This is a genomic window from Tissierella creatinophila DSM 6911, assembly GCF_001940565.1.
GTDB classification, from domain to species: Bacteria; Bacillota; Clostridia; order Tissierellales; family Tissierellaceae; genus Tissierella_A; species Tissierella_A creatinophila.
This window is the reverse complement of the sequence record NZ_LTDM01000006.1, coordinates 28,817-53,644: the sequence shown is the minus strand read 5'-3', so window position 1 is coordinate 53,644 and position 24,828 is coordinate 28,817. Positions and strand designations below refer to the sequence as shown.

Annotated in this window: 23 protein-coding genes; 20 read left to right on the top strand and 3 right to left on the bottom strand. The window is 31.2% G+C overall.

Annotation, left to right across the window (positions count from 1 at the left end):
* From TICRE_RS02535 to TICRE_RS02510, 6 genes are read left to right on the top strand one after another with little or no spacing between them, the layout of a single operon-like run.
* Entirely contained in the window at positions 1-1,464 is a 1,464-nt protein-coding gene (locus TICRE_RS02535; RefSeq protein WP_075724814.1) for a PglZ domain-containing protein, read from the top strand.
* Positions 1,457-2,179, top strand: a complete 723-nt coding sequence (locus tag TICRE_RS02530; protein ID WP_075724812.1) for a hypothetical protein — start codon at positions 1,457-1,459, stop codon at positions 2,177-2,179. Before TICRE_RS02535 ends, TICRE_RS02530 begins: the two co-directional genes overlap by 8 nt.
* 12 nt (positions 2,180-2,191) lie before the next feature.
* Complete coding sequence (gene drmA, locus TICRE_RS02525; RefSeq protein WP_084191769.1) at positions 2,192-5,452, top strand: DISARM system helicase DrmA; 3,261 nt, start codon at positions 2,192-2,194, stop codon at positions 5,450-5,452.
* A gap of 1 nt (position 5,453) precedes the next feature.
* Positions 5,454-7,250, top strand: coding sequence for a DUF1998 domain-containing protein (gene drmB, locus TICRE_RS02520; RefSeq protein WP_075724808.1), 1,797 nt, complete (start codon positions 5,454-5,456; stop codon positions 7,248-7,250).
* Positions 7,232-7,948: a phospholipase D-like domain-containing protein gene (locus TICRE_RS02515; RefSeq protein ID WP_075724806.1), complete on the top strand. Its 717-nt coding sequence runs from the start codon at positions 7,232-7,234 to the stop codon at positions 7,946-7,948. Before drmB ends, TICRE_RS02515 begins: the two co-directional genes overlap by 19 nt.
* A 12-nt stretch (positions 7,949-7,960) precedes the next feature.
* The gene (locus tag TICRE_RS02510; RefSeq protein ID WP_075724804.1) at positions 7,961-9,226 is read left to right on the top strand and encodes a DNA cytosine methyltransferase; all 1,266 of its coding nucleotides are present in this window, start codon (positions 7,961-7,963) and stop codon (positions 9,224-9,226) included.
* A 46-nt stretch (positions 9,227-9,272) separates the two neighbouring features.
* On the opposite strand, the gene TICRE_RS02505 is transcribed toward TICRE_RS02510, so the two are convergent.
* Both TICRE_RS02505 and mobC read right to left on the bottom strand, forming a co-directional pair.
* A complete protein-coding gene (locus TICRE_RS02505) occupies positions 9,273-10,616 on the bottom strand; it encodes a relaxase/mobilization nuclease domain-containing protein (protein ID WP_075724802.1) in 1,344 nt (447 codons plus the stop codon).
* A 1-nt stretch (position 10,617) separates the two neighbouring features.
* Complete coding sequence (gene mobC, locus TICRE_RS02500) at positions 10,618-10,971, bottom strand: plasmid mobilization relaxosome protein MobC (protein WP_075724800.1); 354 nt, start codon at positions 10,969-10,971, stop codon at positions 10,618-10,620.
* A 393-nt stretch (positions 10,972-11,364) separates the two neighbouring features.
* Here mobC and TICRE_RS02495 point away from each other — a divergent pair, with 393 nt between their 5' ends.
* The 14 genes from TICRE_RS02495 to TICRE_RS02430 all read left to right on the top strand — a co-directional run bounded on the left by TICRE_RS02495 (position 11,365) and on the right by TICRE_RS02430 (position 24,070).
* Positions 11,365-11,892, top strand: a complete 528-nt coding sequence (locus TICRE_RS02495; RefSeq protein ID WP_075724798.1) for a hypothetical protein — start codon at positions 11,365-11,367, stop codon at positions 11,890-11,892.
* Positions 11,885-13,576, top strand: a complete 1,692-nt coding sequence (locus TICRE_RS02490) for a DUF262 domain-containing protein (protein WP_075724796.1) — start codon at positions 11,885-11,887, stop codon at positions 13,574-13,576. The genes TICRE_RS02495 and TICRE_RS02490 overlap by 8 nt, the downstream gene beginning before the upstream one ends.
* A 36-nt stretch (positions 13,577-13,612) precedes the next feature.
* Positions 13,613-15,139: a hypothetical protein gene (locus TICRE_RS02485; protein ID WP_084191766.1), complete on the top strand. Its 1,527-nt coding sequence runs from the start codon at positions 13,613-13,615 to the stop codon at positions 15,137-15,139.
* 23 nt (positions 15,140-15,162) lie between these two features.
* Positions 15,163-15,627, top strand: coding sequence for a hypothetical protein (locus TICRE_RS02480; RefSeq protein ID WP_075724794.1), 465 nt, complete (start codon positions 15,163-15,165; stop codon positions 15,625-15,627).
* Between the two features lie 201 nt (positions 15,628-15,828).
* On the top strand, positions 15,829-16,425 hold the full coding sequence (locus TICRE_RS02475) for a hypothetical protein (RefSeq protein ID WP_198927467.1): 597 nt from the start codon (positions 15,829-15,831) through the stop codon (positions 16,423-16,425).
* Complete coding sequence (locus TICRE_RS02470) at positions 16,419-17,075, top strand: hypothetical protein (RefSeq protein WP_075724792.1); 657 nt, start codon at positions 16,419-16,421, stop codon at positions 17,073-17,075. The genes TICRE_RS02475 and TICRE_RS02470 overlap by 7 nt, the downstream gene beginning before the upstream one ends.
* Before the next feature lie 493 nt (positions 17,076-17,568).
* The gene (locus tag TICRE_RS02465; protein ID WP_075724790.1) at positions 17,569-19,059 is read left to right on the top strand and encodes a spore germination protein; all 1,491 of its coding nucleotides are present in this window, start codon (positions 17,569-17,571) and stop codon (positions 19,057-19,059) included.
* A complete protein-coding gene (locus TICRE_RS02460; protein ID WP_075724787.1) occupies positions 19,060-20,205 on the top strand; it encodes a GerAB/ArcD/ProY family transporter in 1,146 nt (381 codons plus the stop codon).
* A complete protein-coding gene (locus TICRE_RS02455; protein WP_075724784.1) occupies positions 20,205-21,296 on the top strand; it encodes a Ger(x)C family spore germination protein in 1,092 nt (363 codons plus the stop codon). Before TICRE_RS02460 ends, TICRE_RS02455 begins: the two co-directional genes overlap by 1 nt.
* Before the next feature lie 552 nt (positions 21,297-21,848).
* Entirely contained in the window at positions 21,849-22,064 is a 216-nt protein-coding gene (locus TICRE_RS02450; RefSeq protein ID WP_075724782.1) for a helix-turn-helix transcriptional regulator, read from the top strand.
* On the top strand, positions 22,057-22,236 hold the full coding sequence (locus tag TICRE_RS02445) for a hypothetical protein (RefSeq protein WP_075724781.1): 180 nt from the start codon (positions 22,057-22,059) through the stop codon (positions 22,234-22,236). Before TICRE_RS02450 ends, TICRE_RS02445 begins: the two co-directional genes overlap by 8 nt.
* 98 nt (positions 22,237-22,334) lie before the next feature.
* Positions 22,335-22,571 (top strand): hypothetical protein, encoded by a 237-nt coding sequence (locus TICRE_RS02440; protein ID WP_075724779.1) that lies wholly within the window; start codon positions 22,335-22,337, stop codon positions 22,569-22,571.
* A gap of 200 nt (positions 22,572-22,771) precedes the next feature.
* On the top strand, positions 22,772-22,993 hold the full coding sequence (locus TICRE_RS02435; RefSeq protein ID WP_075724777.1) for a DUF6718 family protein: 222 nt from the start codon (positions 22,772-22,774) through the stop codon (positions 22,991-22,993).
* A 591-nt stretch (positions 22,994-23,584) separates the two neighbouring features.
* Positions 23,585-24,070, top strand: coding sequence for a hypothetical protein (locus tag TICRE_RS02430; protein WP_075724775.1), 486 nt, complete (start codon positions 23,585-23,587; stop codon positions 24,068-24,070).
* A gap of 252 nt (positions 24,071-24,322) precedes the next feature.
* On the opposite strand, the gene TICRE_RS02420 is transcribed toward TICRE_RS02430, so the two are convergent.
* Positions 24,323-24,826, bottom strand: a complete 504-nt coding sequence (locus TICRE_RS02420) for a hypothetical protein (RefSeq protein WP_075724771.1) — start codon at positions 24,824-24,826, stop codon at positions 24,323-24,325.
* Positions 24,827-24,828: the final 2 nt, after the last annotated feature.

Below are 24,828 nucleotides of genomic sequence, written 5' to 3'. Positions count from 1 at the left end.
ATGCTAGTAGAAAAAATAAAAAGCATCCTAGGCTTGACCTATAAAGATTATATTTTAGTTAAAGATTCTGATAAGATACTTGGAGAAGAAAGGATAATAGATGCCATAGAGGCAGAGGGTTATAGTATAATTTTTTACAAGGATGTAGAAGAATTCAGATATGTTTTTGAAAGTCAAATAAAGGCAGGAGATTTAAAAAGAGTTCTTTTGGTTCTTAATGAGGATACTTATGTAGCTTATGATATTATAAAGTGGTTTTCAATCTGTAATTTGAATTATGGAGAAATCTTTCCTAGATTAAATAGGTTAATTTTAAACCAAACAAGAGCTTTAGACTGGGATTATATTTCTATTGTTTATGAAAATACTTATGAAGATTATAGTTCTGAAGAAATGACTCATAAGTTTCTAGAGGAAGTTATTTATGAAAAACAACACTTGGTGGCCTATTTAAAAAAGTTAGAAAAAGACTTAAATAAGCTGCTTAAAGAAGCTGATGATTATAGAAAATGGTTTCAAATAGCCTATATAAATGCAAAAAGGAATTTAATTATAGGGAAACTTGATTTAGATAAAAAAGATTTTGTTGATTTTTCAAAAGAGTTTCAAGCTTATATTTTCAAAGATTTTGGAAGTCTAAGTGGGAAATCTACATATAAGGGGCCAATACTTGTTTCTAAGGCCATGGATTTTCTCTTAAGAAGAAAAAAGAAAACTGCTTTTATAGTTTTAGATGGTATGTCTATTAGCGACTGGATGGTTTTAGAAAGATATTTGGATTATAAGGCTAAAACAAATTTTGTTTTTGCCATGATACCAACAGTAACCTCCATATCAAGGCAAAGCTTATTGGCAGGGCTTCTACCTCAAGAACTTGAAAAGCCCTTTAGCTTAGTAAACGAAAAGAAGCAATATTATAGCAAAGTGGAAGAATATATGGAGGAATCCCTTATTAATTATTACAGGGGATATGACCTAGATCCTTCCTTTAAAGATTTCTTCATAACCACGGTTATTAATGAGATTGACGACATGGTACATAGACAAATGTATGGTATGGAGGGGCATATTTCAGATATTACAAGAATGGCTCAAACAGGGAAGTTGAATAAATTGATAGGAAAATTATTAGAATCTGGTTTTGAAGTTTATATTGGCTCTGACCATGGTAATAAAGAGTCTTTTGGGATTGGTAGGCCAAGAGGTATGGGCATTGAAGTAGAAACAAAATCCCAGAAAATGATGATTATTAAAGATTATGCTGAAACTAAGGAACTAATTGAGGACTATAATCTCCTTGAATATCCCGGCTACTATCTACCCAAAGACTATTCTTACTTATTATCTAGAGATGATGAAGCTTTGACACTTGAAAATGCAAGAATAATGTCTCATGGTGGGATATCAATAGAGGAAGTTATTGTACCTTTTATAGAGATAGAGGGAGAAGATAACTATGAGTAAACAAGTTGGAATGTCACGAAATATATCATTAGATTATTTGAATAAAACAATAGAATTTATGGAAATTGAAGATGACTTTGAAAAGGTGAGGGAAAATTTAAGAGAGTATATTGGACTTTATATAGATGACAATACTAATATTAGAAAAACCGCAAATATTTTATCTAATATTTGGCTTGAGGATGATAAAGAAAATAGAAAAATTAAAGATTATGCTAGAGAAGAAGTAGCTAAATCCAGCAACAGCAACTTAAGACTTGTTGCTCATTGGTGTATGATACTCATAACCTACAAGGTCTTTGAAGATATAGCATCTGTTATAGGCAAATTAGAATATATGCAAATAGAAATAACTAGTAAACTTATAAGAGAGAAAATGACGGATATGTGGGGTGAAAGGCCAACCTTAATCCATGCTATACCTAAAAACATTAGGACCATGAGAGATACTAGTGTTCTTGAGACAGTTAAGCAGGGGGTTTATAAGGTGAAGAAGCATAGGGTAGATGATGAAAGAGCAATAATATTGATTGTAGCTACTTTAATCCATCTAAAAGATAAGCTTTATTTATCCTTTGATGAGTTGATTGATGATAGTTTAATGTTCCCTTTTGATTATAGTATTGATGTAGGAGTTTTGGAGGAAAGTAATATGTTTTCTTTTGATAGGTTTGGAGGGGAATTAGCTATAAGTTTAAAAGAAAATTTTAAATAGGGAGGGATACTAGTGAGGCTTGTATATAAAGATCTTAGGCAAAAATTTATAGATAGTTTGAGAACTGACCTTATAGGACCTTATGGGGAAAATGAAGAGCTTAGGGAAAGTCCTACATCTAGCTATATTATGGGACGTTTATCTCCAGAAGGAGAAGATTATTCATTTGTTCTAGATAAGGATGGATTTTCTGAAAATGATTCCGAAGATGATTTAATTGAGGATTTAGAAATTGATGATAGTCTTTATATAAGTAAAAATAAGCAAGGTTCTTTAGGTCTAAAATTTTTTCTTTTCAAAGGAAATAATGAAGTGATTGTAAATATGAAATGGGCAGATTATTTAGGACGTGAAGAGGAAGGCAAATATTCTTTTTTAAGATTTCCAAAGACTTTTCAAGAAAAAATAAATGTGGAGTCAAGCAATATTTCAGGCATACATATTGAAAAGGATATATATTTGTCTTGGATTGTTCATAGATTAGACACAGGCTATAGGATGGTCTCTATCTACCTTGAAAATAAGAGACATAAAATAAAGGACTATGTAGCAAAAAATATTTTTCAAGTAGAACTTGAAGTGATGAATAACAAGTTAGGCTTTGTATCAGAAAATTTAGCTTATGGGATGAAAGAGGAAGAAGATTACTTTTTTAATAGGAAACCAATTTTTGCAAGGGGCTATGGTTGTGCTGCTACATGGACTAATATAGATGGTAATACTGCTAGAATAATTAAAAGTGATTTTATACCAGAAAAAGAGATAAATGGCGTAGATTTAAATTTAGATAAGTATAAAGGCTATTTCTCCATGTTAGATTTTTCTAATTCAGAAAAAAGAGAAAGTACTTTCCAAGAATTAGAGGAAATTTTAGGGGATTATGCTTTATGGATAAGTCGATTAGAATCTCACGAGTATATGAAGGATGAAGAGTACCTATCTATTGGGAAAGATAAGATAAAAATATGCAATGAGAATTTAGATAGGATGATAAATGGATTAAATATTATTAGGGGAAATGACAAAGCCTATCAAGCCTTTACCTTTATGAATGAAGCTATGCATCTATCTAGAGGGATGAATTTATTTTCTAAAAGAGAGAATGCCGAAGATAATTTAGAAAACTATTTGAATAATCATTCATACTGGCGACCTTTTCAAATTGCCTTTATTTTATTGAACATAAAAAGCATTGTAGAGCCAGAATCAGATGAAAGGAATTTGTTAGATCTTTTATTTTTCCCGACAGGCGGGGGTAAGACAGAGGCTTATCTTGGTATTATAGCTTTTTTAATGGCTTATAGAAGGTTAACAGCTGATGAATGTCAGGATTATGATAAAGATGGTGGAGTAACAGTAATCATCCGTTATACCTTAAGGCTTTTAACCACACAGCAAAGGGACAGAATCCTAAAACTTGTATCTGCTTGTGAAATGATTAGGATAAGGGAAGATGGCCTATATGGAGAAAAGGAATTTTCAATTGGATTCTGGGTTGGTAGTGGGGTTACTGTGAATAAATTTAAAGATTTAGAAGTAGATCAGTATAATACAGCGGGTCAAGCAAAATATAAGGAGAGAAATCTTAGATCTCAAATACTAAAGTGTCCTTGCTGCGGTGAAATTTTAGATGAAAAAAAATCTTATGAACTAGATACTGTAAATAAAAGCTTCACTATCAAGTGCTCTAGAGAGGAATGTTTTTTTAATAAAAGGCCTATACCTGTATATTTAGTAGATGAAGAAATATATAGCAAAACCCCGACGATTATTATTGGTACAGTGGATAAGTTTGCAAGGATAACTTTTGAAGAAAGAGTACATTTATTGTTTGGGAAAAGGGACATTGAATGTCTAGATTGTGGGAGTTTTTTATCCACTGATGAAGAAGAGGTGACTAATTGTGTCCATAAGGGACATCTATTTGAACAAAAGCAAAAACCTTGTAGGAACTTTTATCCACCTGAATTAATATTGCAGGATGAATTACATCTGATAACAGGGCCTTTAGGAACTATATATGGAAATTATGAGATGGCAATAGATGAGCTTTGTACTGTCTATACTGGTGAAGAAAAAATTAGTCCAAAATATATAGCTTCTACAGCAACAATAAAAAATGCAGAGGAACAAGTGAGAGCTTTATATGGTAGAAAGCATAATCAATTTCCACCAAGTGGACATGAATCAGATGACTCCTTTTTTTCAAAGGAGATATCCTTAGATAAGGATCCATTCAGGCTATATTTGGGGATAAGTTCACCTTTTGCATCTATGAAAACAACGATCTTGAGAGTTTATGCAGTATTGTTACAAACCGCTTTTAGATATAAAGATGACCCACTGTATAAGGATTATATTGATGCCTACTGGACCCTAATTGGATATTATAATAGTAAAAGAGAATTAGGTGGAGCGGTTAGACTTATACAAGACGATATACCAGATAGAACTAAAGTGTTGAAGGAGAAACATGATGATAAATGGGCTAGACAATTCCCTAAATATGATGAAATTACTTCAAGAAAAAAAGGTTGGGAAATTCCTCAGGTATTAGAAAAACTTGAAAAGGAAATTAATATTGGTAATGATAGAGAAGTTTTAGATATAGCTGTTGCAACTAATATGATACAAGTAGGCATGGATGTAGATAGGCTTGGTCTAATGGTAGTGACTGGTCAACCTAAAACAAGTGCTGAATACATCCAAGCTACTTCTAGGGTGGGAAGGCAAAGTCCAGGTTTAGTAGTAACAATTTATAATCCCTACAGGGCAAGAGATTTATCCCATTATGAAAATTTTACGGCCTACCATTCACACCTTTATAGGTATGTGGAAGGAACATCAGCTACTCCCTTCTCTGCGAGAGCAAGAGAAAGAACCTTACATGCTGCTTTCATAGCAATTTTGAGAAGTGAATATGAAGAATTGAGAACAACAAAAATGGGGGCAAGAAATATTGAGAACATAGACCAGGTAGAGATCGATAATGTTATAAATAAAATTCTAGAGAGGGTAAAAATTGTAGCTCCAAATAACCTAGAAAAAGTAAAAGAAGATCTAATATATTTCTTAGATGAGTGGAAAAAACTTTCTAGAAGTGAGAAAAACCTATATTACTATAGCTATCATCATGTTGGATATATGACAGGGAGAGTTCAGAGACTACTAAAGACTTACGGGTCATTTGGTAAACATTATTATGAGAAAGAAACACTAAATAGTATGAGGAATGTTCAAAAAGAATCTGGTTTGTACCTTTGGAGGGATTAGCATGGAGATAGGTAATTTAAGTCAAAATCAAATTATAACAACTTTTGGGCCTGGTTCTATTATAGATGCCAAGGAAGACTCTGTTATGGGTTTAGATATTAACTACTGGAATAATGATGGGGAAGAATATAGAAGGATTTATTTTAATAAATTAGCTTCTTATTTAGGAGTTAGATATTTCTTAGAGCCGAAGCAAGGGAAAAACTCTTTTCCTGTTATTATATTTCCTGACTGGCACGTTTGCTCTAATATTAAATGCAATTTAGTTTTTCAACTATCAGAGTCAGTAACTGGAAACCCTGAAATCTATGATAGTAAGGGGCCTAGATGTCCTGATTGTGATTTTAGAGCCTACCCTTCTAGATTTATAATGTTTTGCGAAAATGGGCATATTGATGAGTTTCCTTATAGAGAATATTTGCATGGAGGGAAGACTCAATGTGAAGGAAAGATAAGGTTAAGGTCAGCAAGTTATACATCATCATTAAGCTCCTTGATTTTATCTTGTGATAATGAAAGTTGTAAAGCTAGAAAAACAATGGGGGATGCTTTATTAAAGGCAACATTTTCAGATTACTCTTGTAAGGGTAGGCATGCACATAGGCCTTCTAATCCAAATGACAAATGTTCAGCTGACCTCATTCCTAGCTTAAGAGGTGCCACAAATGTATATTTTTCAATCGTAAGATCTGCCTTAGAAATACCGCCTTGGTCTGATAAAATATTTCAAAGAGTTGAAAAGATGAAGGTGGAAATTGATAATTATATTGAAGATAAAAAAATTGAGGCTGAGTTAGATGATGAAGTTTTTGATTATGAAAAAGCTCAAATGCGAGGCTTAAAAGTTGCCTATAGAAAGTTAGAAGAAAATCTTATGACCTTTGAGAAGTTTATTGAGATATACAAAAAAATTGCTGAGGGTGCTTCTGAATATAGTGAAATAAAAGAATCTGAATATAATTCTATTCTTAACCATAAAGCATTATCAAAAAACTATTCAAGTTTTCTAGCTAGTGAAGAAGACCTTCCTGATTATCTAAAAATATATTTTACAAGATTAATTAGAATTGAAAAGGTCAGAGAAATTATGGCTTTAAAAGGCTTTACTAGAGCTAGTTTCCCAGACCCAGATAATGATAACTTTGCAAGTGTTGTCAATCTAGCGGGTAAAGATACGGGTTGGCTACCAGCAGTTAGGACTAGTGGCGAGGGTATATTTCTAGAATTGAATAGAGAAGAAATTGAAAATTGGTTATCAAATTTTGATTCCAAAGCTATATCAGAAATTTATGATAATGAATATAGGAAACATGTGGAAAGCAAGGGATGGGAGTATAGGCAAAATCGTGACTTGGTATATGTATTACTCCATAGTTTATCACATGCCTTAATAAGAGAGTTATCTTTAAGAAGTGGGTATTCTACAACAGAATTACAGGAAAGAATATACTATAGTGAAAACATGTGTGGGCTATTGATCTACACAGCAAGTGGTGATTCAGAAGGGACCTTAGGTGGCTTAGAAGAAATGGGGAAAATTAATAATTTTCAAGATGTTTTGATCAATGCACTTAAAAATGCCTTGATATGTTCAGCAGATCCTGGATGTTTGAAAACCTACCCAGGTAATGAAAATTTAAATGGTGCAGGTTGTCATGCATGTTTAATGATTCCTGAAACAGCTTGTGAAAATGGAAATAGGCTTTTGGATAGGCGGACAATAGTACCTACTCAGGAAAAAAACTTCAAGGGTTATTTTGAAAAGTTGGTGAGGGAAGTATGTGGGATAAGTCTTTAAGATTAGATGTTTTCGAAGGGCTTCTTTTTAACCATAGATATTTTATCGAGGGCCTTTTATTTAAAGGAGAAGTTTCAACTAATATTCTTGATTCTAGAAGTACAATTTTTCAAGAACTAAATAAGCTATTTCCTAACTCATCCTCAGAAGAAAAGTTAAATTTTTTATACTTAATGGCTAAGGCTTATAGTCGTTCAAATTCGGAAAAGATGCAATTAATATGGTCGGGACCAAGTATATCTGGGTTACCAGGTAGGGATACCGAAATTGTTTTTGAAGAGTATATTTCAAGTGCCCAAGAGAGTATTATTCTTTCTATCTATTCTTTAAGTGAGTATGCCAGTAGTTTAATTAATTTATTGGAGAAAAAAATCAAACAAGGAATCTATGTAGAAATGTATGTAAATGATTATGCTAGCAAAAGTGATTTATTGGACAAGATTATTAAATTAGATAATAGTAGGGCTTTCGTCTATGAATATATTGGGGCAGAAAATCATACTCAATCTCTACATGCAAAAGTATTAACTATAGACAATGAGAAGTCAATAATTACTTCATCTAATTTATCTTATAATGGCATGGATGGAAATTTAGAATTGGGTGTAATATTGAATTCCAAGGAAAAGGCAAAAGAAATAAGATTAATATTTAATACTTTAATAGAAAAGTATTATTTCAGGCGAATTAAAAGATAGAGGAGGTGAACAATGAATTATTTAGATTTATTTGCAGGGGCGGGAGGCTTATCAGAAGGTTTTGCAAGACTGGGATATAAAGGTATAGCTCATATTGAGTCTAATAAATCAGCCGCAGAAACGCTCGAAACTAGGATGGCATATTATTATTTGAAGGAAGAGAACAAATTAGATATTTATAGAGAATATCAGAAAACTTATTTCTTATCTGTAAAAGAAAGAAGAGAACAAAGAGAAAAGTTTTTAGAAAAAATTCCTAGTTATATTAAAAATTCAGTTATAAATTGTGAAATTTCTTATGAAAACTTACCGTTTTTATTTGAGAAAATTGATAAACAACTTGAAATTAATAGGGGAAAAAACCTGGATGTAATTATAGGCGGACCACCTTGTCAGGCTTATTCAGTAATAGGTAGATCTAGAACAGGGTCAAATAATAATAATGATAAACGGCATTATTTATATAAATTATATGTTGAATTTTTAAAAAAATACAAGCCAAAAGTGTTTGTGTTTGAGAATGTTCCAGGTATTTATACTGCCAAAAATGGAAAAATATTTGAGGATATTCAAGAAAAATTTGATGAAGCAGGATATAATATACAATCTTTTGATTTTAATTCCTTTGATTTTGGGGTTCCTCAAAATAGAAAAAGAGTAATAATCATGGGTTTTAAAAAAGGTTTGAATGTAGATGATTTTAAATATCCTGAAAACAAAGGGAATATCTACATGGTGGAAGATTTTTTAAATGATTTACCATCAATTAAATCAGGTGAGGTGTATAAAGACTTTAAATATAGAAATAAGCCAACAGAGGCACTGTTATATACAAAAATAAGAGATAAAGAGGATTTATTGACCCACCATATTTCAAGGCCTAATAATGATAGAGATCTGAACATTTATAGAATCGCAGTGGAGTTATGGAATAAAAAAGATGAAAGATTAAAATATTCAGATTTACCAGATGAACTTATTACTCATAAAAATACTAAATCTTTTTTAGATAGATTTAAAGTAGTTGCAGGGGATTTGAATTATTCACAGACCATAGTTGCCCACATAGCAAAGGATGGACACTATTATATACATCCTAATATGGAAGAAAATAGATCTCTTTCGATAAGAGAGGCGGCTAGGCTTCAATCCTTTCCTGATAATTATTTTTTTGAAGGATCGAGAACATCTAATTTCACACAGATTGGAAATGCTGTTCCTCCTTTAATGGCTGAATATATTGCTGAATGGATTAAAGAAAATGTATTAATAATTTAGGAAATTATATATAATTATTTTAATTTAATTAAAAGAGGTAGAACTATTAACGTTCGACCTCTTTCCCTAAATAATTATCATAGTTCTTCTTATACTGATATAGCCTATCCTGCTCTTGGCGGGATTGATTGAGCTTCTCAATGAGAGACTCTTTTTTTGTATGAAGTTTTTCAAGATCTTCGTATATTTGTTTGGTAGTAGGCAGGACATCGGAGTCCTGAAAACTCTCGGCAACTGCCTTTTTATAAAGCATAAGTTGAGGACTGTATTCACTAGTGAAAGCCTTATCTTCAGGGTGTGCCTTAGCATATTTATGAATTTCTTTATACTGATCTATGATATAGCGGCTCTCCATAACCTTCTTTTTTTCTTCTATGAGTTTTTCTATTTCCTTATTTTCTGTAAGAAGATTTTGAACTTCTGTAGCCTTTTCATAGAGAGCTTTTTCTAATTGTTCTCGTGTTTTAAAACCCTCGCTTCTAACCTGGTTAATAGTATCTGCCATAGTAGAAAGATTATGCTTTGTTGCCCAATACCTGTACCCAGGAGAGCTTTTAGCCTTATCATTATCACTTATATCAATAACATTATCTAAAGGCCTAAAAGAGGCTCTAGTGCGTTTGCTTTTCATGCCAACTTCTTCTAGGATACGTTCTTTTAATCTTTCCTCAGTATAATCATCCCCCATTCTCATAGCCCTTGTAAAACGTTGCTGACCATCTATTTTTTTAAAAGAAATATGCTTTCCATATTTTATTTCATATCCATATTGCTTCATAAGATTAAGAAAAGCATCCCAATCTTTAGCTTTCTTAATTGCTTTATCTATATCAAATTGAAGCCTAGCCTTCCATGAGGTGCCTTTCTTTCTCTCGTGATATTCCTTATAAGATTTACCTTTAGTTTTATATTTTTTCTTGTATTTCTCATAATACTCATCTATAACCATTAGGTTGTTTTCCTTGCAGAGATTGTCACTTTGGTATCTGATTCTATGGTAACTTCGCTTGTTAGATTGATAGCATTTTCCTGTTTTCCAATTAACATTATTAAAAATAATATGGTTATGAATGTGGTTACGGTCTACATGGGTAGCTAGTACATATTCGTATTCACCATTTAAAACTTCTTTGGCTAGAGCAAGACCTATCTCGTGTGCTTTTTCAGGGCTTACCTCTCCAGGAACAAAACTTTGTATTAAATGCCTAGCCAAAACTGTTCCTCTAGTATCATTGACTTCCCTTGTATTAATAAATTGTAGATGGGCAGTTGCAGGAGAGCAACCCTCAGAACTTATTAATATTTGATCATCAGTTTTATCATCACTAGTAATATAATCAATTGCAAGGCTGAGAGTTGATTTAATGGGATGTATCTTTGTAATTGCCACTTTAATTAGCCTTATTCATATATTTTCTTGTTAAGATATTTTGAATTTTTATTATTTCTTTTGATATATCATCATTCTCTTTTTTTAAGTCTTCAATATCCTCTCTATAGATTATTCCTGTACTATTTACTCTCTTTGCAATTTGATTGATGTTATTTGAATTCTTTCCTATAAGAGTTTGTAGTTTTCTAAAGATATTCATATCAATCACAAATATAGGGGCTTCTAGAACACTTTTTCTTATAAAATGTCCCATTGATTTTGACTTGCTTATTTCAAGTTTCTTCTTAAAAAGTTCTTTTTCCTCATCAGTAACCATAACATGAATATCATTCTTCCTAAGTCTATTTGCCATATGAATTCTCCTTTTCTTTTTATTTATAGCAGGGTCTTAGGGGGAACCCCTAAATCATTCTGATAAGAACAAGTAGAAAATTGGATAAAAAGAAGCGAACCTAAATGGGTCCGCTTCATCAATTTTCTCGTAAGTGTGTCTACACTTACTGTGCTTGCTATTAAAGTTATTTTAAAAGCAGGCATTAAGCTAAGTATTTGATTTATATATTTATATTACCGCACTATGGAGAAAATGTCAGCGTGTTTTGGATGTTTTACTTTAAGTTCATAAAAACATCATTTCGAGATAAAGGTTTATTTTTCCAAAGACTAAGTTAGTGTATTAGTATTGACTAATGACTAAAATACTGATATTCTCTTTTTAAGATTTACTAATGGAGGAGTGTGAAAAATGAACAAAAAAGTAAATTTTTTTATAGACGAGGATGTATACGAAAAGTTTTTACTTGCTATGGACATTTCTAAAGAATCCGAAGAAGAAGCTATTGAAATGTCTATGAGATGGTACATAGCAAAGACTTTTGAAAAGGCTTCTCATGAATACAATCCTAAAAAGGTTTCTAAATCTCCTGAAGGTGTTAATGATTATTATGGGAAAGCTATTGGGCGTATTCCTATTTGGGCATTAAAGCCGGAGCAGTATAATCATAAAATTATAAGGGCATATTTTACTGCTCTTGACATAGCAGGGTCTGCCACTATAAGTATGATGGAGCAATTATGTAGTGAAAAGGTTTACCCCAAATTATATGTACCTACTTTTAAAAATAATTACTCACAAATGAAGATAGATGGTGCAAAAAGTCATGGGAAAGTCTTTGAAGACGATGGAGAAAATGTATGGCTATGGAGTGAAATAGAAGATACTTTATTGAAACATAAATCAAGTTTTTATAGCGGGGAGGATAAGAATGAGTAGACTAGTTGATAGTAGTATAAGTAATTATGAAGCATTAGAAAATATAAAAAATGGAAAATATGTTATGCCTGCATTTCAAAGACAGTATGTATGGAGTATGGAACAAGTGGAAAAACTATGGGACTCTATTCTTTTAGACTATCCTATAGCTACTTTTTTATTTTGGCATGTTGATGATGATAATGTAACTTGGGATACATATTTTTGTAATTTTTTAAATGATGTTACATTTGATAATCGTAAACAGGCAGATACAGTAAATTACGAGTTAAGTAATATAAATGTTAATTTAACTGACACTGCAGTCCTTGATGGACAACAAAGATTGACTTCATTATTTTTATCTTTATATGGAGAAGCTTTTATAAGGCAAAAATATGCAAGGCGAAAAAGTAGTGGAGGTATTGTAACAAAACTACTAATTGAACTAAATAAAAACAAGATAACTGTTGATGAAGAAGAATACAATAGTAAAAAATTTGATATAAAATTCAGCGATAAAATTGGGAAGCAAAGTCCTACACAATTTGAGATAAAAAATATATTAGATGTAAAGTTTCAAGATGAAACAACTAGAGAGATGGCCATTGAAGATGCAATTTCTAATGTTCCAGCAGATAGTAAAGATTATGCCAGGAATATTTTAAATAAGCTTTATAATAAAGTGTTTGTAGAAAAATTAATTAGATATACTGAAATACATGATATGAAGCAGGACGATGCCTTGGAGATGTTCGTAAGGTTTAATAGTGGTGGTAAGGCTCTTCGTAAATCTGAAATAACCATGTCTATACTTGAAGCATATTGGCCAAGTGCAAAGACAGAATTCGGAAAATTACTTGTAGATTCATATGAAAATTTTGGTACAGACTTTATAATTCGTTCCGCCCTTATGCTTTATGGAGATGTTGTAAAATCAAATATTAATAAGAATATAGCTGAAGAATTAAAAAATAATTGGAATGATTTTAAAAAGGCTTTGAAAAACTTAGAGAGCATATTAAAAGATATGAAGATAGGAGTAAGTAGATTCTCAGGTAGCTGGAACGTCCTATTACCGATTATATATTTTATTTATTATAATTCAGACTACAGAAATAATCTTGATGGTATTCGTGCATATCTAATAAGAGCAGTTTTATTTACTTACTTCCAATCTGGAACGACAAGTAAATTACAACAAATGAAGAGTAGAATTAATGAAAATGACCATGAAATATCAGTTGAAATGCTTAACCAAATGAATGATCTTAGGGTAACAGATGGGAAGATTGAAGACATTTTAAATGAAGAAAAAGGTAGCAGAGTTGCTGGAGAAGCTTTATACTTTCTGAGTTTAGATTGGAGAAATAACCATTTTAAATACGAACAAGATCACCTTCACCCTTTTGAAAGATTTGATGGTAATAAACCTATTGCAGTATCTATGGAAGACTGGAGAAACTGGAGAGGAAATCGTAATAGGTTGGCAAATTTACACTCTTTAGAAGGTAGAAGCAATGCAAGCAAAAGTGATATGAGACTTGTAGATTATTATAATGATATGAATGATTCTCAAAAAGAAGAATTTAGAAGACAAGCATTTATTCCTGAAGATGTATCGCTAGAATTAGAAAACTTTGATGAATTTTATGAAAAAAGAAAAGAGATATTAACTGTAAAGATAAGGGAATTGTTAGGTTAAAATTATCATAAGTAGCATTTGTTGGGGGTGAGATGATTGAAAGATATGAAAGAAGTTCATAACTTTGCAGTAAAATGGCTTGATAAATTTAGGAATCAAGAAATTGATTATATAGAATTAGTAGACCATTATCTGGCCGATGATTGTGATGCTCTTGGCTTTAAAATGGATAGTGGAGAAGAATTTTCTAAAAGATATGGAAGTGCCGTTTATGACTATAAAGAACTCAAAAAAATTATAGATTACGTAAATGATATTGAACTACTAGGTTCTGCTATTTATTCAAGATGGAGATATTTCAACCACTGGGCATATGATGGCGAAGAAATTTTAGAAGATAGAAATCGTTCTTGGTTTATTCTAGCTTTAAAGCGATTGCTTGTATTATCTGCTGAAAATAATGCTATGTTTAAAGGTATACCAAAGACTATTAATATTGTATCTAATAATATTTGCTATGGCCCATGTCCAGAGCCTACAGATGAAGTAGAACAACACCTAACAATTAGTTCTGAAGGACAAGTAAAATTTTCATCACTTAACTTTGGTTATGGAATGGAAAAATATGAAAAAGGAAGAAGCGAAGAGTTTAATATAGGAAAACCAGTAGCTGGAAAAATATTAAATGCAGTAGGTGAATATTTCAGTAATGAATATATTGAAATCTTTGCGACAGATATTGGCGATTGGAATATGGAGATAATCAATACAGATGGAGAGAGCTACCACTTCAGAGGTTCACTGTGTGCAGATTTTGAAATTGATGGGATAGACTTATCTAATCTAATTCGTGATGAAATAGGTATAAAAAATTTATATATATTTGATGGGAACAATAAGCCGGATAAGGTGAATAAAATCAATATTGAATATAATAGAGTAACAAAAATAAAACCCAAAGAATTAATAAGTGAATCAGAAGAATATGTAACTTGGGATTACCTGGAGAGTTTAACAATTGATAGGAAGACTGAAACAATTGAACATATACAAAATGTGGGGTCTGGATGCATTGTTTCAAGGAAATTTCAAGTTCAGGGAGGAGTAGAGGCACTTCTCGATGATTTAGATGGAGATAGTTTGTTTGAATATATTGAGGGAAATCCACCAGATGTTATTGAAAATCCAGAGGAAATGAAAGGCTATAAAATTACTATAGACCTAGAAAAAGATGGTCAGCGAATAATTATAGGAACATTTGACAAAAAAGGACTGCCTGAAGATTGGGAAGACTTTGCGGAGGCTGTTTTAGATTTTATGTTATTTTATGGGCTAGGTGAAATACTTGATCCATCTATTTATAATTTGATAAAAAGGCGGAAAGATGAATACATATATTGCAGCGTTACCTTTGACGATAGCTATAAAACTTATTACTATTTAACAGATGATGATAGTATTGAAGTTGGAGACTCAGTCATGGTCCCTGCTGGAATAGATGATCATCTAGCTATGGTAAAGGTTGTAAAGATAGAGTATTTCAAGGAAGGGGATGTTCCTTTTCCTATGAATAAAATAAAGAAGATAGTCAGAAAGGCTGCTGATGTAGATTTTGATAGCTAATCATAGTTATGGAGGATAAAATTATGGACATTAAGGCATTAAATAAAGATTTAGCAGAGATTATTCTAGAGTTATCTTCCATTTTAGGTAAGCCTATAAGTGAGGATAAATTTGAAATAGTAGATTCGGGTCTTCCGCATAAACCAGCATCCCTTCCAAAAGGGAAAATGGGTATCTATATGTTTTTATATGATAATAAGTTTTTAAAGATTGGCAAAGCTGGTCCAAAAAGCAATGCAAGATTTTATAGTCAACATTACAATCCTAAATCAGCTAGCAGTACATTAGCAGCTTCTATTTTAGCAGATGGATCAATTGCTAATAAAAGCATCTCCGAATCTAATGTTGGAGTATGGATAAAGGAGAATTGTTATAGGATTGATATATTATTTGATTCTGACTTAGGAATATTTGCGTTAGAGCTTATAGAAGCTGCACTGCATTATAAATATGAGCCTGTATATGAAGGCTTTATAAGTCAAAGATAGAATGGTAGGGGTGTTAATATGGAGTATATAGGGGTTATCATTTTCATGATACTTATAATTATGATTTGTATTGTATTAGTACTGAAATTTAAAAGGAGCCAAGGTCTTGTACTTAGCACAACAGATAATTCTAATGGGGAAAAAAGCGAGCTAGAATTTACTACGAAAAACATACAAAATGAATTAGTTATCAAAATGGAAATGCTCCCTGCAGAGGAAAATATTGACGAGAACAAGCTTGTTGAGATTACAAATAGCAAAGTCTTAGCTCATGTAAATAATCTAGTGCCTGGTTTAGCACAGGTGGGGAATGTGGCTCACAATGCAGCCCAAGCAGCACAAGCCAATGGGGAAGTATTATATAGAGCAATAATTCCTGCAGGTACGAAGTTGGCAGATTCAAAGGCTATGGAAAATGCTGTTCGTGGTATTTATCGTGGTTCAGATGGTATTAAAGGTCATGCAAACCTAGTAGCTGTTGAAGCACAAAAAGGAACAGCAGTTGTAGCTAATACCGCAGCTGCTGCTATAGGAGTTGCCTCAATGGTTGTTGGTCAGTACTATATGACACAGATTAATGCTGAACTCGGAGTAATTAGCGAAGGCATATCTAAGATTTCAGATTTTCAGGATAATGAGTATCGTAGTAGGGTTTTCTCACTTGTTACTCATGTTAAAAAGATAGAGGATTTCCAAGTTGAAATTCTTGAAAATAATGAATTGAGACTCAGTAAAATTGGTCAACTTGATAGTCTGGAAGAAGAAAGCACTCAACTTCTAGGACAAGCTACATGGTAAAAGTATCCACCAAACAAAAATCATCCTTAAGTAATAGAAAGGTTAATACAAAATCGGATGCCTTTCTAATTGAAAGTGAAATTCCTTACTCCACACACCTAGAAAATCAATTTATTTTGACTGAAGATGATATATCTAAATTTGAATATAAGAAGGTTGCTAAATCTGGAATTTCTGTAAAAAGGCCAGATTCGAAAAGTTATACTCTACAAAAATTTACTAGGGATTCATTTTATAAGGCTTTTGAAAATTATATTGATAATGTAGCTTTTGTTTTTTATGGAAACTTAATTTATGTGGATCCCAGGCAAATTGATAAAAATATTGTTATGGCAAATGACTTGGAGATTTCTTTAGAGGATTTTGTAAAATTCTTCATTAATTCTGGGGATCTTGATGATTTGAAAAACATAGAAATACTAACTTATATTAAGAAAGCTTCTAAGGAGATTGTAAAGAATTCCATTATAAATAACGAAGAACTTGCAAACTCAATTTTCCAAGGTAAAGGCTGGTTTGAAGAACCCTATGTTGCAAATTATATATACGAAGATTCTATACTTAGAGATAACTATATTACAGGATTTACAATAACTACAGATTCGGGCAGAGGTAGTGGGAAATATACAATTATAATAAAACCTATTTAAAATACATTAAATAAAGAAGATTCGATATAGAGGCTCCACTTTTAAAAGTAGGGGCCTCTATACTTTTATATCCTTTTAAAAATCCTTCTTAGGTTCATATGGAATTTTTAAATTATAACCCATCCTATTTATTTCACAAAGCTTGATTACAACAAGATTGGTTTGAGTATTTAATATACTGGCTATTTAAGCTGGAGGTAATCCTTCTCCAGGTATTCATAAGTTTCAATTCTATCTAAAATTTAATAATAATAAAACACCTATAATATTTAGAACCCCAAAAATATTTTATGTAGTTTTAAAAAAACTTAAAATAAATTGAAGTATAATAATAAAACATAAGAACTGGAATTTTTTTATAAAGGTTTAAAGTCACACTTTTACAACATCTTTATGGAGATTTTTTTATAATCTAATTAGGAGAATATATTATAATTTATTGGGAAACCTAAAAAATAGTTAGTAAAAATACAAATAATAGGAGCCTTTGAAAATGATTTTTAGAAGAAATAGTTCAAGTTCAAATAAAAAATCAACTTCAGATAGCGTCACCGAGAATCTATCAGCTGAAACAATAGAAAACCTGTTTTCTAACATGGCTGATTTCAACAAGATAAATTTAAACACACCTGGTGGTAACGAATATACTCTTCACTTTTTAAAATCCTTAATCAATGTTGACCAATTAAATTTAACTGTGATTTTGCCATTATTACACGGAAACAAAGGCAGTGTCCCTTTAAGCATTGGTTCTATTGAAGTAACAGAAATAGATACTTTACATAAGGCAATGGAGAATTTACTAACTGGCTCAATATTGATTGAAGATATAGTCCAAGAAAAGTATTGGAGTATAGTAATTCCTAAGGATTTGAGTCGTTCTATTGATACATCTCAGCAGGAAAGCATTTTATATGGGCCAAATGATAGCTTTGTTGAACAAATTGATCAAAATATAACACTTATTCGAAGAAGACTACCTATTGCACAATTAAAATGCAAAGACTTTACAATAGGTTCTATGAGTAAAACAAAGCTTTATTTAATTTATATAGATGGTCTAGTAGATTCTGAAATATTAATAACAATGGAAGAAAAAATTAGAAATATCGATTATGATGTTTTTTTAAATACGTCTGACATAACTTCATTTTTAGATGATAATAAAAACAGCCTCTTTCCGCAATACCAGTTAAGTGATAGACCTGATGTTATTGTTTCAGCTCTTTCATCAGGTAAGATATCACTTATCTTGGACGGAACTCCTTTTGTTATAGCTGCACCTATAACTTTTTTTGAATTATTTCAATCTCCAGAAGACTATGTACATCGGTGGCTAGTAGGCTCTTTTTTAAGAACTATTCGGTTTATTGCTTTTTTAATTACTTTGTTATTAGTTCCAGCTTACGTAGCAATAACTACGTATAATTATGAGATGCTTTCGCTCCAATCATTGATAATCGTACTAACCTACCGGAGTGATGTGCCATTTAACCCAGTGATTGAAGCTTTTCTAATGACTTTAACACTAGAAATTCTAAAAGAGGGTAGTTTAAGAATGCCTTCAAAAATAGCACCAAGTCTTGGAGTCGTTGGGGGTATAGTAATAGGTCAAGCTGCAATAGACAGTGGAATCGCTGGTCCTGTTCTGGTTGTTTGCATAGCTATTTCCGGATTGGCTTCGTTTCTTGTTCCTAACTATTTAATGACAAACTCTAGTAAACTAATCCAATTCATATTTATTGGATTAGCTGGCTTGTGGGGGTCTTTTGGTATCATTCTTGGATTACTCTTTCTAGGAATTCACTTGAATTCACTTACTTCTTTAGATCGCTCTTATATTGCTCCCCTAGCCCCCTTTTATTCAAAAGACTGGAAGGATATTATTATTCGTTCACCTATACAATATATGAAAACAAGACCAGAATATCTGCATACACAAAATAAAAATAGAACCTCTAGACGAAAGGAGAACATAAAATAGATGGATAGGGTTAATATTATCAATTCAAATAAATCTTATTTTTCAAGCAAGCATAAAATTGATTCTGTTATGCTTGCCTTACTGACAAATAGATTGCAAATAATTCATTTTATTATATTTTCAACTGAAAGATTACAATATCCTCATATGGTATGGCTTATTATTCTTGGCGGGGTGATTTCTCAACTTTACATTTACATATTGTCTAGATGGCTTTCAAGTAACATGGGAAAAAAGGGTGTTATCGGTATATTTGACTTGTTTGGAAATGTATTTACTAGAATCTTTTTGTTTGTTTGGTTGTGTTTTATGCTCATAAAATTCATTATTGCTAGTTCCTACTATGTTTATCTACTACACAAATATCTTATGACACAACACCCGAAACTAACTCTAGTACTTGTTTTAATCATTTCAATCGTCTATTTGGCAAGTAAAGGTTTTGCAAATGCTTTGAAATTTTCAGTTATTGCATTTGTTTTTTCTATTGGGATTTTATTGTTGTACATACTATTAATGTTTAATACTTTTGTTAGCATTCAAGATATATTTCCGTTGTTTGGAAATGTATTTAATTCTAATTTTCTTAACTCTATGCTGTTAATATGGGGGTTCTTTAGCGGTCCTGAATGTCTTATTTTAATTGGACCGTATATTCGTTCTGATGTAAACATTCACAAATCCATGTTTATTGGAAATTTAATATCTATTATCGAGTATGTAGCTTTTTTTCTTGGTACATTTATCTTTTATGGATCCGATTTTTTACCTTATGTTCAACATAGTTATATTAATATGATCAACTTTTTGCAATTTAAATCCATACAAAGAATTGAAATGATTACCCTGCCGGTTCTTATGGTAAATTTTACTCTTTCCCTTGCTGTAATTCTACTTTCTTCTTTTAAGGCTATTGTTTATATTACGGGAAGCAAGAAAATACCAAAAGAAACCACACTTACATTTTTTATGATAAGCTCTATTTTTACATTCGCCTGTATTTTTTTTATTTTAAAGCTTTTTACAACTGAAATCCAAGCACTCTTTTGGGGCAATGTTCTATTATACTTATCTGTATTTACTTACACTTCAATCCCAGCTATAATATTCATTGCAATTTTAGCTAAGTCCGGGAGGGTAAAATAATGTCATTCTTAAAGCGATATTTTATATTTACTATGTTAGTGTGTTTATTTTTGACCGGTTGTACAAAACATAGGATACCTAACAAAAATTACATTGAGAATATAGCACCTTCGGTTTTATTTTATATTCGACCAACTGATGACGACAATATAGAGGTCACTACAATTGTACCTCCTATAAAAAAAGAAGAAAGGAAAATTATAAAATCAGAAGACAGAACCTTGACAGGTGCAATATTGAAATTAAATGCAAACTATTTTAGAGAAGTAAAAACTGGTCAATTGAGGATAGTTTTTATCGATAAGAAATTAGCAGAACAGGGACTTTTTGATGTTATCAATACTTTTTTTAGGGACCCTTCCATTTCTCAGAGACTTTATTTAGCAGTAGTGGAAGGTGATATGGAAAGTTTTTTAAATACTACACTTAAGGAAAATATAGATATATTTCTCTATGAAAAAATGAATTTTAATGAATCTCAAGGAGAAATCTTAACACAAAACCTGCATTACTTTCTAAAGAGTTACTATTCTACATATGAAGACCCTTATCTGCCCTTCTACAAAATAGAAAATAATAAATTGGTTTACTCAGGTATTGCAGTATTTAACAATGATGCATTGACAGATACTTTGACACTTAAAGAAGAACGCATTTTTAGGCTTTTACACCCCTTAGTAAAATATCATAAAGTGCTACCTATCACCATATGTGACATAATTTTATTAAACACAAAAACTACCACAAAGATAGACTTTTCAAATTCTTATAATGATGTTAATGTATCTGTAAAATTATCGTCTCACCTCGGAGAATACAAAGACGGGATGAAATCTGATATACATGAGAATTATCTGAAACTGGAAGATAGAATTCAATCTTCCTTGGAGCAAGAAGCAAAAGAATTGGTCAATAAACTTCAAAAGGCTAATAGCGATTGTCTAGGTATTGGTCGTTATACAAAAACCTTAACACAAAAACCATTCAACGGAGATACATGGAAAGATAAATGGAGTAGTCTAGAATTTAATATTCAATTTGAAATGACTTTTGATGATTTGGGTGTATCGAAATGTACTAAAAACAAGTAAAGTTATTGTAAATGAAAAGGCTGGTAAATACTTTTTAATGACGATAGCCACACAAAACTAATGTTAAATGCAAATAGTATAGGAAACTCTATTTTTTCTTGCTTTATAGATTTTAAAAGCATCCTTATGTGAAACGATTGTGCAAACTGGTGAAGAAAAATATTTAGATAGGAATTTCTCCAATAAAAAGATGAGAAAGATTGTTTCAGGCAAAATACTGAGAAAATGTCTGCATATTTTTATGTCGATATGTTTCCACATACCGATAGCAATAAAAATGCTGTGGATATGTTTCCGAGAACAGACAGTTCGAAAGACATTCATTCTGTCCTCTCAAGCCACGTTGAAGTAATTGTAAAGATTAAAAAGCTACAAAATCCAGTTATACCAATGATTTGACAGGTAAAAAGACGTTGAATGGACAGATGGCATTCAATGTCTTTTTTGTACTAGGGAACATTCAAAGATAAATTTACAAAGTATACTTGACATTATATGCAAAGCATACTATACTCAAAATGCAAGGTGAACTATACAAAAGGAGGGTGGGTATTGAAAACAAGAATAAAAGAGTTAAGACAAAAAAATAGAATCACCCAAGAAGAACTTGCCTTAGCAGTAGGCGTGACTCGACAAACAATTACATCTATAGAGGGAGAAAAATATACAGCGTCTTTAATTTTAGCATACAAGGTTGCAAGATATTTTAATATGACCATAGAGGAGATATTTGACTTTTCAGAAGTGGAGGAGGTATGGAATGAATAAATTTAAAGCAAAGATTCGTAATAGGACAATATTTTTAATAATATTATTTGTTAGCATGATATCTATTTATTTAATCTTATTTTTAAACCAAGATAAGTTATCCAGACCTTCAAATGATATTATAAATTTTCATGGTGGTGCCCTTAGTAGTTTTAGTATTTTAATAAAGTAGTCTTTTTTACCTTGCTAGGAGCTACTTTATTTGTAGCGATAGTTAAAGGATTATTTAAGTTATATTATCGGAATAATTTATAAGGAGGATGATGTTAGGTGAAAGAAGGTAAGATGAATGAATATATAAGATGGGGTTTATTACTAAATGGTTTGACCATAGGTGCCAAACAATTTATAGTAATTCCAGATGCTATCGTATGCTTTATAGTAGGAATAGGTATATCTTTATTAATATTTGGAATATATGAAACCAATCATGATATAACAAAATTTAAAAAATGGAAAAGAAGTATATTAAAGAATTTTGGTAAATTAAGAGGGTGGAAGAAGTAGCAAAATAAAATTATCAAAAATTTATATTAATAAATAATAGTATGGAAGTTTAGGTCAGGCAAGACCAAATAACCTTCTCCATTTGTATGACTAAAATAGTATGGAGAGGGTTGAGAAATAAATGATAATATTATAAAATCAGAATAACTATAATTGGTAGATAGGTGAATCAAGAAAGGAATTTGAGGAGGTGTTAAGGTATGTGTTATCTAATTGCAAAAAAGGTTAATGAATCAGGGAGTATTGCACTTAAGACTGTTAGGGGTAAGGAGCTAGCTTACTTTGTTGATGAATTCCAGGAAAAGATAGGATATGATATTCAATTAGTTACCATAACTAGACCTTCAGCCTATGGTGAATATGAGCCATATCACTTTGTAGATAGTTATGAGGAGTTTGAGAAGAAAGTAAATTTAATGTAGTATCATATAATGGAGAATTTGCAAAGGAGATAAGACTATAGATTTTGTCTCTTTTTTTATAAAAAGATTAATTGGAATATAAAATGTCATAAGATGCTATATATTTAAATATGCACTTTACCACCAAGGGAGTAGTATCTTCCTACGACATCTTTATTGTCACCCCAGCCCATTGTGAGGTTATGGTGAAACTAGAGGAACAGTAAAATTTAGTAATATCAATGCTTTGAGAGAATATGAGACATTGAATGTACGGATGACATTCAATGTCCTATTATACTTGGAAACATGTCCATTAATATATGGGTATTATGATGTGGTGAGTTCAGTATTATTCAGGGATGCTCCTGTTAATTAAAAAATAGGGCATATTTTAGTTCTAAACTATACACAATTATAACTATATGTAGATAGTTTTGATAGATGACAACATATGACATTCGATAAACAGAGACATTTGAGGGATAATTGGCTAAATTTGGTTGATAAAATAGTGAGTGAATTATATACTAGAGATAAAGATTTGTAGAAAAGTGTGACATTAAAATAATATCTATATCTGCATATATATAGGTTTGATGGAGGTTAAAGATGCGAAAAATTTATCTGGATAGGACAGAATTTACTGGAGCAGTATTTTTAGAAGATGCTGAGATTATAACAGCAGGTACAACAATTTATTCTATGAATGTTAATGACAGAAATGATGAGTATCAGAGATATGCTAACGATTATGATATTCAATTTATATTTGATGACTGTATTCCACCACATTTAGAATTTTATACTGTTCCACGAGTAGATATTATGGCGAAAGATAGTAGAGGTGGATTTATTGGAACCGTTGGTCAACCATGTGACTTAGAAAGTGATGCAACAATTTGTTATATCAATAAAGACTTAGAGTGCTTTATAATTTCTGAAAATGGAGCAGATTTTCTAAGTAATATAGAATCATGGCAAAACAACTTGAAACCTTATGATAAAATCACCTTTTATCCTTCGAAAGCAGAAGCGGAAATGGAACTAGAATTTATCGATTTGACTGAAATAGGAATAAATGAGGTTAATATATAAATCTTAATACACATAAATAAACAAAAAATAACTATGTCGCATAATTTATTTTATATGCAACTAACAAGAAAAGAATAGAATGACCAGAAAATAATAGTAAAGCCTTTATTAGTCTTTAATAAGCATGGGCTTATTAAGATATTAAAATTGTCTCTTCCAATCAATTTTGGCATAATGATAAGGATAAAAAATAAAGAGATTTCTTTAAGAAAACCTTTCTTAGAGTAGTCGCTTTTTATTTGCCTATTTATATTAAAATTCTTCAAGCTTATTCATCCTATATCTCCATATTGGAAGAGCAATAATTCCCAAAATAATATATTTCAGAAAAAGATTAAGCATATGGTTCTGGGATAAAATAATATCTCCATTGAATGTAAAGCCGTTATTGAAAATTTGAATTACAGGGGTTAGAAGTCCAATTGTAAAAGGTAGTGCTATGCCAACACCTATAAATGTAATAATTAAATTAAGTATATTGCTTATTCTAGGGAAAGCATCATTGATAAATAGAATCAAAAGTCCATAGAGAATTACTGCAAGGATTCCAGCACCTGCATCAAGTAAATACTGTAGCTTTCCTTCTACAAGTTTTGCAGCCACATTAGGATGGAAGAAATATATTGTATAAAATAGGATAACAAAAAAGTCAATTCCAAATGCCATTGTTTTGAAGGAAAGCAAGGTAATATTCTTATAAAGTTTTATAAAAAGCACTAATATTATTAAACATATACCTATAAATAATCCTATCAATA

Excerpts from the sequence above, each read along its gene's own strand:
- TICRE_RS02535 (WP_075724814.1), top strand. The coding sequence starts at position 1 with ATGCTAGTAGAAAAAATAAAAAGCATCCTAGGCTTGACCTATAAAGAT.
- TICRE_RS02530 (WP_075724812.1), top strand. The coding sequence starts at position 1,457 with ATGAGTAAACAAGTTGGAATGTCACGAAATATATCATTAGATTATTTG.
- drmB (WP_075724808.1), top strand. The coding sequence starts at position 5,454 with ATGGAGATAGGTAATTTAAGTCAAAATCAAATTATAACAACTTTTGGG.
- TICRE_RS02515 (WP_075724806.1), top strand. The coding sequence starts at position 7,232 with ATGTGGGATAAGTCTTTAAGATTAGATGTTTTCGAAGGGCTTCTTTTT.
- TICRE_RS02510 (WP_075724804.1), top strand. The coding sequence starts at position 7,961 with ATGAATTATTTAGATTTATTTGCAGGGGCGGGAGGCTTATCAGAAGGT.
- mobC (WP_075724800.1), bottom strand. The coding sequence starts at position 10,971 with ATGGCAAATAGACTTAGGAAGAATGATATTCATGTTATGGTTACTGAT.
- TICRE_RS02495 (WP_075724798.1), top strand. The coding sequence starts at position 11,365 with ATGAACAAAAAAGTAAATTTTTTTATAGACGAGGATGTATACGAAAAG.
- TICRE_RS02490 (WP_075724796.1), top strand. The coding sequence starts at position 11,885 with ATGAGTAGACTAGTTGATAGTAGTATAAGTAATTATGAAGCATTAGAA.
- TICRE_RS02480 (WP_075724794.1), top strand. The coding sequence starts at position 15,163 with ATGGACATTAAGGCATTAAATAAAGATTTAGCAGAGATTATTCTAGAG.
- TICRE_RS02475 (WP_198927467.1), top strand. The coding sequence starts at position 15,829 with ATGCTCCCTGCAGAGGAAAATATTGACGAGAACAAGCTTGTTGAGATT.
- TICRE_RS02470 (WP_075724792.1), top strand. The coding sequence starts at position 16,419 with ATGGTAAAAGTATCCACCAAACAAAAATCATCCTTAAGTAATAGAAAG.
- TICRE_RS02465 (WP_075724790.1), top strand. The coding sequence starts at position 17,569 with ATGATTTTTAGAAGAAATAGTTCAAGTTCAAATAAAAAATCAACTTCA.
- TICRE_RS02460 (WP_075724787.1), top strand. The coding sequence starts at position 19,060 with ATGGATAGGGTTAATATTATCAATTCAAATAAATCTTATTTTTCAAGC.
- TICRE_RS02455 (WP_075724784.1), top strand. The coding sequence starts at position 20,205 with ATGTCATTCTTAAAGCGATATTTTATATTTACTATGTTAGTGTGTTTA.
- TICRE_RS02445 (WP_075724781.1), top strand. The coding sequence starts at position 22,057 with ATGAATAAATTTAAAGCAAAGATTCGTAATAGGACAATATTTTTAATA.
- TICRE_RS02435 (WP_075724777.1), top strand. The coding sequence starts at position 22,772 with ATGTGTTATCTAATTGCAAAAAAGGTTAATGAATCAGGGAGTATTGCA.
- TICRE_RS02430 (WP_075724775.1), top strand. The coding sequence starts at position 23,585 with ATGCGAAAAATTTATCTGGATAGGACAGAATTTACTGGAGCAGTATTT.